At 59.0% G+C, this 12,396-nt stretch carries 12 protein-coding genes; 10 read left to right on the top strand and 2 right to left on the bottom strand.

Translation table 11 applies throughout. The annotated features are described in order from the left end of the window. Positions 1-3 precede the first annotated feature (3 nt). From AC1DIS_RS25865 to AC1DIS_RS25850, 4 genes are all read left to right on the top strand, one after another. The gene (locus AC1DIS_RS25865) at positions 4-948 is read left to right on the top strand and encodes a chromate resistance protein ChrB domain-containing protein (protein WP_477743674.1); all 945 of its coding nucleotides are present in this window, start codon (positions 4-6) and stop codon (positions 946-948) included. After that, a complete protein-coding gene (gene chrA / locus AC1DIS_RS25860) occupies positions 941-2,299 on the top strand; it encodes a chromate efflux transporter (RefSeq protein ID WP_477743675.1) in 1,359 nt (452 codons plus the stop codon). Before AC1DIS_RS25865 ends, chrA begins: the two co-directional genes overlap by 8 nt. Positions 2,300-2,381: 82 nt before the next feature. Continuing rightward, positions 2,382-2,834 carry a chromate resistance protein ChrB domain-containing protein gene (locus tag AC1DIS_RS25855; RefSeq protein ID WP_086944954.1) on the top strand — a complete coding sequence of 151 codons (453 nt, stop codon included), beginning with the start codon at positions 2,382-2,384 and terminating at the stop codon, positions 2,832-2,834. 131 nt (positions 2,835-2,965) lie between these two features. After that, on the top strand, positions 2,966-4,006 hold the full coding sequence (locus tag AC1DIS_RS25850) for a YncE family protein (RefSeq protein WP_477743676.1): 1,041 nt from the start codon (positions 2,966-2,968) through the stop codon (positions 4,004-4,006). A 49-nt stretch (positions 4,007-4,055) separates the two neighbouring features. Here AC1DIS_RS25850 and AC1DIS_RS25845 read toward each other — a convergent pair whose 3' ends face one another. Next, the gene (locus AC1DIS_RS25845) at positions 4,056-4,400 is read right to left on the bottom strand and encodes a cupin domain-containing protein (RefSeq protein WP_018925601.1); all 345 of its coding nucleotides are present in this window, start codon (positions 4,398-4,400) and stop codon (positions 4,056-4,058) included. Between the two features lie 255 nt (positions 4,401-4,655). Between AC1DIS_RS25845 and AC1DIS_RS25840 the strand changes: the two genes are divergently transcribed. The 3 genes from AC1DIS_RS25840 (at position 4,656) to AC1DIS_RS25830 (ending at position 5,965) form a co-directional block, all read left to right on the top strand. Further along, complete coding sequence (locus tag AC1DIS_RS25840; RefSeq protein ID WP_111454026.1) at positions 4,656-4,946, top strand: hypothetical protein; 291 nt, start codon at positions 4,656-4,658, stop codon at positions 4,944-4,946. Positions 4,947-5,078: 132 nt separating this feature from the next. Further along, positions 5,079-5,480: a hypothetical protein gene (locus AC1DIS_RS25835; protein WP_018925599.1), complete on the top strand. Its 402-nt coding sequence runs from the start codon at positions 5,079-5,081 to the stop codon at positions 5,478-5,480. Positions 5,481-5,692: 212 nt separating this feature from the next. Then, positions 5,693-5,965, top strand: a complete 273-nt coding sequence (locus AC1DIS_RS25830; protein ID WP_477781162.1) for a DUF3303 domain-containing protein — start codon at positions 5,693-5,695, stop codon at positions 5,963-5,965. Here AC1DIS_RS25830 and ligD read toward each other — a convergent pair. Next, entirely contained in the window at positions 5,931-8,468 is a 2,538-nt protein-coding gene (gene ligD, locus AC1DIS_RS25825; protein ID WP_477743677.1) for a DNA ligase D, read from the bottom strand. The two genes, AC1DIS_RS25830 and ligD, sit on opposite strands and share 35 nt — an antisense overlap. A 433-nt stretch (positions 8,469-8,901) precedes the next feature. Between ligD and AC1DIS_RS25820 the strand changes: the two genes are divergently transcribed. The 3 genes from AC1DIS_RS25820 to AC1DIS_RS25810 all read left to right on the top strand — a co-directional run bounded on the left by AC1DIS_RS25820 (position 8,902) and on the right by AC1DIS_RS25810 (position 12,322). After that, positions 8,902-9,417: an Hcp family type VI secretion system effector gene (locus AC1DIS_RS25820; RefSeq protein ID WP_007900657.1), complete on the top strand. Its 516-nt coding sequence runs from the start codon at positions 8,902-8,904 to the stop codon at positions 9,415-9,417. Positions 9,418-9,549: 132 nt separating this feature from the next. Next, complete coding sequence (locus tag AC1DIS_RS25815) at positions 9,550-11,592, top strand: type VI secretion system Vgr family protein (RefSeq protein ID WP_477781161.1); 2,043 nt, start codon at positions 9,550-9,552, stop codon at positions 11,590-11,592. Further along, complete coding sequence (locus AC1DIS_RS25810) at positions 11,582-12,322, top strand: DUF4123 domain-containing protein (protein ID WP_477743679.1); 741 nt, start codon at positions 11,582-11,584, stop codon at positions 12,320-12,322. The genes AC1DIS_RS25815 and AC1DIS_RS25810 overlap by 11 nt, the downstream gene beginning before the upstream one ends. The last annotated feature ends 74 nt before the right edge of the window (positions 12,323-12,396 follow it).

Raw genomic sequence — 12,396 nt, 5'->3', positions numbered from 1 at the left:
TACATGAAAAATTGGCTAGCTTTGATATTAGGTCTGCCGACTGCCAATGCCACCGAACGCATGCGTGCCTGGCGCGCACTAAAAGCCTCTGGAGCGGCGGTCTTACGCGATGGCGCCTACCTTTTACCGGATACCGCTGCCTGTCGAGAAGCGCTAACGTCTGTCGAGCGCGACATCCTGGCCATCAATGGCACCGCCTACGTCCTGCCTGTCGTTGATCCTGACGGTGAACGCTTTATTGAGCTGTTCGACCGTAGCGATGATTACAGCAAGCTAGGCGCCGAGATCGAAGCATGCCGGGCACAGCTCAATGCCGAGAATGCGCTGGTCACCACCAAGCAAATTCGCAAACTGCGTAAAGCCTACGATCAGCTGACCAGCATCGATTACTTTTCAGGCAAGCCGAAGCAGCAGGTCGACTTGGCGTTGCAGGAGCTTGAGACAGCGGTCAGCAGAGCGCTGTCTGCGGATGAGCCGCATAGCCACGACCAGCCAATCACGGCGCTGAGCCTTGGCGATTATCAATGTCGTGTCTGGGCAACGCGTAAACGCCCATGGATCGACCGCCTGGCTTGCGCCTGGTTGATTCGACGCTTCATTGATCCGCAGGCTCAGATCCTTTGGCTGAACACTCCACAGGAGTGCCCAGCCGATGCATTGGGTTTCGACTTCGATGACGCAACTTTCAGTCATGTCGGCAATCGCGTGACCTTTGAAACCCTGCAAGCCAGCTTTGAACTTCAAGAGCCGGGCCTGAACCGCATCGCTGCACTGGTGCATTACCTCGATATCGGTGGCATTCAGCCGGTGGAGGCTGCCGGCATCGAACGGGTGCTGGCAGGGCTACGCGAAACCATTGCCCATGACGACCACTTGTTGGCTGCTGCCAGCGCCATCTTTGACGGCCTGCTCGCCGAGTTCGTGAAAGAGGAACATCCCAATGATTAAGGCTTCCCCATCAGCTGTTGAAGAGGATCTGTCGAGGCCTGAACCGATCAGTTTGCGTGAGGCGTTCTGGTTCTGGCTGAAGTTGGGATTCATTAGCTTTGGCGGGCCCGCAGGACAGATCTCGATCATGCACCAGGAGTTGGTAGAGCGGCGGCGTTGGATTTCCGAGCGGCGGTTTCTGCATGCCCTCAACTATTGCATGCTGTTGCCAGGGCCGGAGGCTCAGCAGCTAGCAACCTATATCGGTTGGTTGATGCATCGAACCTGGGGTGGGGTGATCGCCGGGGGGCTGTTTGTGTTGCCCTCACTGTTCATCCTGATCGCGCTGTCCTGGATGTATATCGCCTTCGGCGAAGTCCCGGTGGTGGCCGGGCTTTTCTATGGCATCAAGCCCGCCGTGACGGCCATCGTCGTGCAGGCGGCCCATCGAATCGGCTCGCGCGCGCTGAAGAACAACTGGCTGTGGGCTATGGCGGCGGCGTCATTTACCGCGATCTTCGCGTTCAACGTGCCGTTCCCGCTGATCGTGCTGGGAGCCGCGTTAATCGGTTATGCAGGAGGCCGCCTGGCGCCCGAGAAATTCAGGACCGGGGGCCATAGCGCCGCCAAAAAGTCCTTCGGCCCAGCATTGATCGATGACGACACCCCGTCCCCTGAGCATGCCCGGTTCAGCTGGTTGAAACTGGCGCTGCTGGCACTCATCGGCGCAGCGTTGTGGGCGTTGCCGATGGGGGTCTTGACCGTACTCTTTGGCTGGGACGGCACCTTGACTCAGATGGGCTGGTTCTTTACCAAGGCCGCATTGCTGACCTTTGGCGGCGCCTATGCGGTGCTTCCCTACGTCTACCAAGGCGCGGTCGGTCATTATGGCTGGCTGACACCGACACAAATGATCGACGGATTGGCGCTGGGGGAAACCACACCGGGGCCGCTGATCATGGTGGTGGCTTTCGTCGGCTTTGTCGGCGCCTATGTCTCGCAGGTGTTCGGCGCCGATCAGGTGTTTCTGGCCGGAGCCGTCGCGGCCACGCTGGTGACCTGGTTCACCTTCCTGCCTTCGTTCCTGTTCATCCTCGCAGGTGGCCCGCTGGTGGAGTCGACTCACAATGAACTCAAGTTCACCGCACCGCTTACCGGGATCACTGCCGCTGTGGTTGGGGTGATTCTCAATCTGGCGTGTTTCTTCGGCTATCACGTTCTTTGGCCCAAAGGGTTCAGCGGCAACCTGGACTGGCCTTCCGCGCTGATCGCGATTGCGGCGGCGATTGCCTTGTTCCGCTTCAAGCGCGGCGTGATTCAAGTATTGATGGCCTGCGCACTCGTTGGTTTGACTGTGCACTTACTGCGCTAGAGCGCGCAATGATCAACTATTTTCTGGCGGGCACCGGGCCTGCCAGATCACCCAGCCTACTGAGTTAGGCAGGAGGTGTTCCATGAGGTGGATTACCCGTGAACGACCCAAAATTGATCGCATTGCCTGTCCCTGGCTGATCACCCGTTTTATCGACCCTGAGGCCGAGTTCTTGTACGTGCCCAGCAGAGAGGTTTTGCAGATTGCCGCTGAGAAAGATGCAACGCCTTATGACATTCCGGGCGTTGAGCTTTCCCACGTAGGTGAGCTGTGCAGCTTTGATGCGTTCCTGAACAAGTACCACCTCAGTGATCCTGCCTTGCAGCAGTTGGCCAAAATCGTGCGCGGAGCAGATACCTCCCGCCTGGATCTGACACCGCAATCGGCTGGGCTCTATGCGATTTCGCTGGGACTATCGCATAGTTATGCCGATGACCACGAAATGCTGGCACATGGTTTGATCCTGTATGACGCCCTGTATGCCTGGTGCAAGGAATGTCAGGGCGAGTCGCATAATTGGCCTCCTCAGATGTGAGAGGCGTCCACACGGCGGTCCAGCCCGGAACTGGGCTCATGATCAGTGAAACACTGCATATTCTGATCTGCGCATTGCTGAGACTTGGGCGAGGCGGTTGAACCCGCCTTGTCCGAGCAGAAGAAGACCTCATGAACATACGAGACAATCGACGTTTCACTCTGCCAGTCTTCGCGATCCTGCTGACTGCGCTAGCCGTCATGGACTTCGCAAGCCTTCGCTACTGTCAGGCCGCCGACGAGTTGCCGGCTAACGACCTGCCACTGAAGCACGTCGCCGACATTCCATTGCCCGGTGGCGCCACTCGGCTCGACTACGAGGGCTACGATCCAGAGCGCAACCTGATGTTCATCGCTCATCTTGGTGACGGTGAAGTTATCGCCTTTGACATGCGCGAGTCCCGCGTTGTCGGGCGCATTGCGAACGTCTCGTCGGTACACGGCGTGCTCGTTATTCCTGAGTTGTCACGCGTCTACGCTTCGGCGACGGGTACGAACGAAATCGTTGCGATAGACGAAGCGACCCTGGCAATTGTCAGTCGCATACCGGGCGGCATCTATCCAGACGGCATGGCTTATGTGCCTGACCTTCACAAGCTTTACGTATCGAACGAAAACGGCGAGACCGAAACGGTGATCGACGTGGACACGAACACTCGTGTTGCGACGATTCCACTGGGAGGTGAAGTCGGCAATACACAATATGACCCCATATCACGACACGTCTTCGTCAATATCCAGACTCGTCGGCAACTTATCGAAATCGATCCCGTGACCGACCACATCGTGGCGCGCATTGATCTGCCGGGGGCACGTGGCAACCATGGCCTGTTGATCAATCCGCGTGACCGGCTTGCCTTTATCGCGTGCGAAGGTAATGACAAGCTCCTCGTACTGGACATGCACACCATGCGGGTTATCCAGGCGTTCGATACTGGGGGAGCCCCCGATGTGCTTGCGTTCGATCCAGTGCTGAACACACTTTATGTCGCTGGAGAGGCTGGCATTGTGTCGATGTTCCACGTCAAGGGGGCAGTGGTCACGAAAATCGGCAATGGCAGCGTAGGCCCGCGTGCGCATGTCGTTGCCGTGGATGCCGCGACACACCGCTCGTATTTTCCACTCAAGGATATCGACGGGCACCCGGTACTACGGATTATGGAGCCCCGTTAGCGGATTGAATCGACTCTAGTTCCGACCGTGCTGGATGTCTGACCTGAACTTACTCCTGCCTGACAATATCGACCGAGATCTCCACCGCAGCGATCGTGCCCCGGTTCTCAAGCCAGTGCGTGGTGTTCCTGTCCTCGGGCCAACCCACGCCCGGCCCATAGTCCGTGGCGACGCCATTTCGATGGTCGGTGATGGTTCCTTGCAGTATGTAAACGGTGCCGGGTCTGTCTTTATGGTTGTGAACCGGCCCGAAGACGCCTCCAGGCTCGATGGTCACCATACGCATTCTAAGCTGGCGCCCTGCCATGCCTTCGATCTCGGGGCCAAGATCAACCGTTGCCAGTAACTTCACCGCCACACCTTGTGTTTCGGGTGCCGCCTGTTCGTTGCTCATTGTGCTCTCCTCTCTGTACATACAGGGCCTGACTAGAAGTAAAGACCCTGAGGACCGACAGAGGTGTAAATCCGCCCAGCGACGGTCGCCGCCAACCGTCGCTAGCCTGCCAAAAGTGGCCGGTGGTCGTGGCATGTCGCTTGTCACCGACGTTTGGCTAAGCTGAATAAATCGGGGGTGAACTGATACCGGAGTGATGGCGGCCATCAGCGGATCTGGATTGGCATCAAGACGGTACTCCCGAAGGAGACGACTATGTATGCAGTTATAAGAACCTACCTGGGTGCTGGCGCAAAGGAGCTTTTCGAGTTTCTGGAAAAGCGCAATGCCGATGTCGAAGCGGCCCTGCGGACAGTGCCTGGCATCGAAAGCTACACACTGCTCAACACGGGTGATGGCGGCACGGCAGTGACGGTTTGCAAAGACAAGACCGGCACCGATGCAAGCTTGAAAGTGGCGCGCGAATGGATTCAGAAAAATGCTTCGCATATTCAAGTGAAACCGCCGATCGTGACGGAAGGTCCGGTGATTGTGCAGATAAAATAGATTCAACCGGTCGATGCAACACACTAGACACTGTGCAAACAGGCGGCGTGTTGCATCGACGGAAAACACCACTCTCAACGCCACAACAACCCCATGGGCAAACCCGATCATAGCGCTCTATGATTGAACCCCATGACGACCTCTCTTCCGATCCGCCAACCCTGCCCTCCCGGTGCTTGCATCTGCGAACGTGAGCAGCTGTTGGAAACCCCCGGCACGGACCTGCGCATCCTGAGCCTGACCCAGTCGGAAGAGAAACGCCTGATCGAACGCCTGGAAAACCTCCAGAGCCTGAGCGACCTGGAGCGTCTGCAACGGCGAATGTATGAGCAGTTGGGTCTGCGCGTGGAGATCGCTCCGGGCGTCAATGAAGTGCGCACCATGCGCGGTATCAATATCACCTTGGGCGAACTGCCGGGCCTGTGCCGCAAAACCCGTCAGTCGATCCCGGCAGCCATTCGCCGAGGACTGGAGAAGCACCCGGAAGTTGCCTACGAGCTGCTCAATGCCAACGACTTGTTGCGTGATGCCTGATGGCTTGCACCGTTATCCCGATACGTTCGTTCGAATGCCCTGAAACAGGATCAGCGGTCGTACGCACGGCACGGTCCGCTGCTATGCCTTCTCATGGGAGAACAGGTTTCAGGCCAGCCAGGACGTCGCTGGAAACTCAGGCGTGACCGTGGCCCCGGCGCCAGCCAGGAACGCAAAGATCAAAGGTGCCAGTCCGTAGCAGGAGGTGGCAGATGTTATTCATGGTCCGTTGGTCCATCAGTCCGCAGCAACGTAACAGCGCGATCGAACGTTTTCTCAAGACCGGTGGCGCCCCACCCGCAGGCGTCAAAATGCTGGGGCGCTGGCATGCYGTCGGCGGCTCCAGCGGCGTGGGCATTGCCGAGGCCAGTGATCCAGTGGCGATTCAGAAGTGGGTGCTGGAATGGGCGAAGGCGCTCTTAAGGACGCCTTCGCCGGCAAGCCTGGCTCCTACATCCCGATCCGTCGCCGCATCTCGGCGGTAATCGTCTGCCGGGTTTTCTTCAGCTCGGCCCAGGGTTCATCGCCCACCTCGGCCAGGCGCTCATGCACGGTGTGCAGGTTCCATTGATTGGCGCCCTTGAGCTCAGCCACTTCTTCGCGAAAGATCGGTACCGACACTGGCAACCCTTCGCGGCTGCGTACGGCATAAGCGCAGATCGTGGTGGCGCCGAGACCGTTGCGCAGGTAATCGATGAAGATGCGCCCAACCCGGTTTTTCGGCCCCGACACTGCGGAAAATCGTTCCGGCAGCAGCTTGGCCATGTGACTGACAATCGCATGGCTGAAGTCCTTGACCTCGTCCCAACCGTGTTTGCGGGTCAGCGGTACGACCAGGTGAATCCCCTTGCCGCCGCTGGTCTTGAGAAACGCCTTGAGCCCCAGCTCATCCAGCACCGTGAGGATCAGCCGGGTCGCTTCGACCATGCTCTTCCAGGGCAACGCCGGATCCGGGTCGAGGTCGAGGACGAAGCGGTCGGGTTTGTCCAGATCGACCGACGTGGCGTTCCAGGTGTGCAGCTCCACGGTACTCATCTGCACTGCGCCAATCAGGGCCTCGACATTGTTGATAACCATCATCGGTTGGCCGGTCAGTGCCTTGTCCAGAGTGATAATGCCGGGTATGGCCAGATTCTCGGCGTTCTTCTGAAAGAACAGTTCGCCGGTGATACCGTCCGGTGCGCGCACCAGCGCCACCGGCCGGTCCTTGAGTTGCGGCAGAATCCACTCGGCGACGCTGGCGTAATACTCCGCCAATTGCATCTTGGTGGTGCCGCTGCTGGCATCGATCACCCGATCCGGATGCGTGATGCGCACCTTGCCCTGCTCCAGGCCGACTTGTGACGGTGTCGCTTGGGAGGTTTTAGTTTTAGTGGTTGAGGTTTTCACGGTTGTCGGACGCTCCTCGGTGATGTCGGTGGCAGGCTTGTCCTCGCGCAGCCCATGGAACACGGCCTGGCGCACCGAGCCGTCCTTGGTCATCTCGGCAAACGCCACTTCCGCCAGCAGAACGGGTTTGAGCCAATGCACACCCTTGGCTTCAACACCGGTGGGCGGGTTCACCACCGGAGGCTTTTTCGCCTGCAGCGGTTTCAGTTGTTCGTAAAGACGCTTGAGGCTCGCCTCGCTGAATCCGGTGCCGACCTTGCCCGCATAGCGCAATTCCCCGCTGTCACGGTCGTGCAGCCCCAGCAGCAACGCGCCAAAGGCACTGCGCGAGCCTTTGGGATCGGTGAAGCCGACCACGATGAATTCCTGCCGATGCTTGCACTTTAGTTTGATCCAGTCACCGCTGCGCCGGGACACGTAAGGCGAGCCCAGGCGTTTGCCAATCAACCCTTCCATGTGCATTTTGCAGACGCTGTCGAGTAACGCCTCCGGGGACTCGTTGAACGTGTCGGAGAACCGCAACAGAGGGTTTTCATTGGGCTTGAGCACAGTCGCCAGCGCCGCCCTGCGCGCTTCGACAGGAACTTCGCGCAGGTCCACGCCGTTGAGGTAAGGCAAATCGAACAGGTAGTAAACGATGCTGGCACTACGACCGGCATCGAAGGCGTTTTGCAGCGCCTGAAAATCCGGAACACCCTGCTCGTCCGCCACCACCATTTCGCCGTCGAGCCAGGCCGATTCCAGGCCCAACGCCGCTAGCGCTGCAGCCTGCTCCGGCAATTTGTGAGTCCAGTCGTGACCGTTGCGGGTGAAGAGTTTGACCTCATCGTGGTCGATGCGCGCCATGACCCGGTAGCCGTCGAACTTGATCTCATAGCTCCATTCGCCGTCCGGCGCGGACTCCACCAGTGTCGCCAATTCGGGTTTGAGCAGCTCCGGCAGTCTGGCTTTACGAGCGCCTTTCAGCTGTGATGAACGCTCTCTGCGCGCCCTCGCCGCTGGCTTTTTTACGGGACTGGGTTTCGATTTGGCGACAATGGTGCGATCGCTTAGTACGCTGTCGGGCTCGGCGGCGACCACGTCGTAATCGCTTTCGGGCCTGGCCGCGCCGTCCTGATGCTTGATCAGAAACCATTGCTCCTGCTTGCCCGGCATGTGCGTGCGCACGAGGTTCCACAGGCCGCCGAGCTTCTCCCCTTGCAACTCGAATTTCAGCCGGCCCTTGGCGTACGCCTTGGCCGGGTCGTCCTGGGGAATCCATACCCCACGGTCCCAAACGATCACCTCGCCGGCGCCGTAATGCCCTTCGGGAATGGTGCCCTCAAACGTGGCGTAATCGAGCGGATGGTCTTCGACGTGGATTGCCAGTCGCTTGACCTTGGGGTCCAGCGACGGGCCTTTCGGCACGGCCCAACTTTTCAGCGCGCCATCGAGCTCCAGGCGAAAGTCATAGTGCAGCTGCGAGGCGTCATGTTTCTGAATGCAGAATTGCAGCGCGTGATCCTTCACCGCTTTTTTGCCCGAACGCTTGGCGGCGGCCGGTTCCGGAGTCGCCACAAAGTCACGCATGCGGTTGTAATCGTCCAGGGTCTTGTTCATGGCTTACCGGGTGCTCGCTGGCGGACGTTGAATCGGCACGTCTCTACATCAGCAGAGCGACAGGTCCGGAAAAAAATTCCATCGCCACTGGAATTGCCCGGACAGACGGCTGGGTCTATCGGGATGATCGCTCGTAGCCTTGATGCGCAACTTCTTGCGCAGTTATTCGTCCCAAATACACCTCAACATCGCTGAACGCCAGGTGGATCAAGCCCTCCAGCCGAGTGCGCAACTTCTTGCGCACCACTGCGCAAGAAGTTGCGCATTTTTTCAGGTGATCTCTGCCGAACAACCTCTCCACGTTTAAAAAATATCCTCAACCACCTGATTTATATGACAAAAAACATTTATGGCACGCTCCTTGATAACAGTCAGGCACCCACCGGGCGATACCGCCTCCCGGGCACCCTAACTTTTAGCAAGGAGCACATCCATGGCTACACCAGCGTACATGTCCGTTACCGGCGAAAAACAAGGCCTGATCACTGCCGGCGCCTTCACCGCCGACTCCGTTGGCAACACCTACCAGGAAGGTCACGAAGACCAGGTCATGGTTCAGGCGTTCAGCCACGACGTGATCATCCCGCGTGACCCACAGTCCGGCCAACCGACCGGTCAGCGTGTACACAAGCCAGTCGTGATCACCAAGGTCTACGACAAGTCTTCGCCACTGCTGCAAGCCGCCCTGACTTCCGGCGAGCGCATGAGCGAAATCGTTATCCAGTGGTACCGCACTTCGGCTCAAGGTACCCAAGAGCACTACTACACCACCAAACTGGAAGACGCGATCATCGTCGCCATCAACAACAAAATGCACAACTGCCAGGATCCGTCGAACTCGCACTTCACGCACCTGGAAGAAGTGCAATTCACCTACCGCAAAATCACCTGGACCCACGAAGTATCCGGTACTTCGGGTTCCGATGACTGGCGTGTTCCAGTCGCTTAATCGCGGCTGACGGTTCCAAACATCGGCCAGCTCTGCTGGTCGATGTCATTTGCGCCCTCCAAGAATTTTCGCGTCCGTTGATCCGGCTTTCGGGTGTCAACGCGCGCCGCAGCACTGCACGAGGAACAAGGGATGTTCGCGCCGGCCAATCAGACTCACTTTGCCCTGACTGTCGAAGGTCTGGAAAACGATCTCCAGGTCCTTGCCCTGCAAGGTCGGGAAGCCATCAGCCAGCCTTTTGTGTTTGAGGTGGAGCTGGTCAGCGAGCAGCCGTCCCTGGACCTCGAAACGCTATTGCACAAACCGGCCTTCTTGCAGCTCTCGCCTGACGGCAGCGGCATTCATGGCCAGATCTACCGCGCCGCCCAGGGCGATTCGGGCAAACGCCTGACCCGCTACGCTGTGACCCTGCGCCCGCAGCTGTCCTACCTGGCGCACCGCATCAACCAACGCATCTTCCAGAACCTCACCGTGCCGAAAATCATCGGCATGGTCCTCGAAGAACACGGCATCCAAGGCAATGCCTACGAATTCAAAGTCGGGGCGATTTATCCCGAGCGCATTTACTGCGTTCAATACGATGAATCGGACCTGCAGTTCATCCAGCGCCTGTGCGAGGAAGAAGGTATCCATTACCACTTCCAGCACAGCGCCACGGCCCACAAGCTGGTGTTCGGCGATGACCAGACGGTGTTCCCGAAACTCGCGCCCGTGGCCTACCAGCAAGACTCCGGCATGGTCGCCAACGACCCGGTAATCAAGCGCTTCGACCTGCGCCTGGAAACCCGCACCAGCCGCACCACCCGCCGCGATTACGACTTCGAAAAACCGCGCCTGAAACTGGAAAGCGAGAACCGTGGCGACGCCCTGCCCGACCTCGAAGACTACGACTACCCCGGCCGCTTCATCGACCGCGAACGCGGCAAGCACCTGGCCAAACGCGCCCTCGAGCGTCACCGCAGCGACTTCCAGTTGGCCGAAGGCCGCAGCGATCAGCCGTTGCTGGTCAGCGGCCACTTCCTGGCCCTGACCCAACACCCGAAAGCCAAGTGGAACGACCTGTGGCTGCTCACCGAAATCCTCCACGAAGGCAAACAGCCGCAAGTGCTGGAAGAGTCGGTGACCAGCAACACCACCAATCTGAAAGACGATTTCCACCAGGGCTACCGCAACCGCTTCCAGGCCACCCCCTGGGACGTGCCGAACCGCCCGCCGCTGAACCACCCCAAGCCACGGATCCTCGGCAGCCAGAGCGCCGTAGTTACCGGCCCCAAGGGTGAAGAGATCCACTGCGACCAATACGGCCGCGTCAAAGTGCAATTCCATTGGGACCGCGAAGGTCAGGCCGACGACAAGACCAGCTGCTGGCTGCGCGTCTCCTCCGCCTGGGCCGGCGCCCATTACGGCGGCATCGCCATTCCACGCATCGGCATGGAAGTGCTGGTCAGCTTCCTCGAAGGTGACCCCGACCAACCGCTAATCAGCGGCTGCCTGYACCACAAGGAAAACGTCGTCCCGTACGCCCTGCCGGCGAACAAGACCCGCAGCACCTTCAAAACCCTGAGCTCTCCGGGCGGCGGCGGATTTAACGAGCTGCGTATCGAAGACAAAAAGGGCCAGGAGCAGATCTTCCTGCACGCCCAGCGCGACTGGGACGAAAACGTCGAGCACGACCAGAAAATCCGCGTCGGCAACGAACGCCACGACACCGTTGAGCAAAACAGCTACAGCGAATTCAAGGCCGAAGAACACCACACCGTCTATGCCGATCGCAAAGTCGAAGCCCGCGCCAACGACCACCTCACCGTGGGCGTCAACCAGCACATCAAGGTCGGCACCGGCCAATTCATCGAAGCCGGCCAGGAAATCCACCTGAGCAGCGGCATGAAAGTCGTGCTCGAAGCCGGCAGCGAACTCACCCTCAAGGGCGGCGGCAGCTTCATCAAGATCGACGCCAGCGGCGTGACGCTGAGCGGACCGGTGATCAACATGAACTCCGGCGGCAGCCCCGGCAGCGGAACCGGGGCGGCACCGCTGATGCCCGGCGCGCTGAAACAGGCTGATGCCGACAAGGCTGGCGCGGTACTGACGCCGGCGCAGATCAACACCCTGAAACGCAACGCGCCGTTCTGTGAAGAGTGCGAGAAGTGCAAGGCAGGTGCTTGTGCGATCTGATCTGATGACTCCACAGGCGTGGCTGGCTGAACGGCCGTTGCAGACGGGTGAGCGGTTGTACTTGATTGTTAGTGCGGCCAGTGATGCCGAGCCACTGAAGGCCTTCTACCAGCAACAAATGGCGCCGGAACTGATCCCGATCTGGAGCGGCACGCCTTATGCCGATTGGCAGCCCGTCATGCCCTACCTTGCCGAGGTGAAACCCAATGCCGGCTTTCTGCGATGGATTGCCGAAACCGATGCTCAGGACTGGGGTTGGTTGGCGGTATCCACCAGTGAGCCGAACATGGTGTTCGAACACCTTCGCAGCCTGACTCAGGTGCGCATGCCCGATGGGACCGAAGTGTTTTTCCGTTTCTGGGATGGGCGGCATATCTACCCGACTCTTGAAGGGCTGGGTGCAGGCGCGGGTGAGATATTGCCGGTGTTTGATCGGTATCTGATCAATGGCCAGAGCCTGGAAGTGGGGTCGAGGGCCGTTCCGCCAGCTAAGGAATGGCCGTGGTGGGAAGTGCCGCAGAAGTTGCTCGAAAGCTTGGCGGAAAAAGACCACACCACCGTCGTCGACAACCTGATGCAGTGGCTGGGAGAGGACTGCCCGGAACTGTTCTTCGCCTTCCCCGAAAGTAACTTGCGCCACAAGGTCGAACGCTTCGTTCGCCAACAATCCAATACAGAAGATTTGGCAGAGCGTCTTGCTGCTCAGCTGACAAAGGAAGTCACGTCATGAATACCCCGATTGGTACCTTGGTCCTGCGCGTGCTGGACGCCACAACCCCTGACGTGAACCTGATTCTCAAAGAC

The organism is Pseudomonas sp. 05N433, from assembly GCF_056396925.1.
Note: the sequence above shows the minus strand (reverse complement) of the source record. Positions and strands in the feature narration are given on the sequence as shown.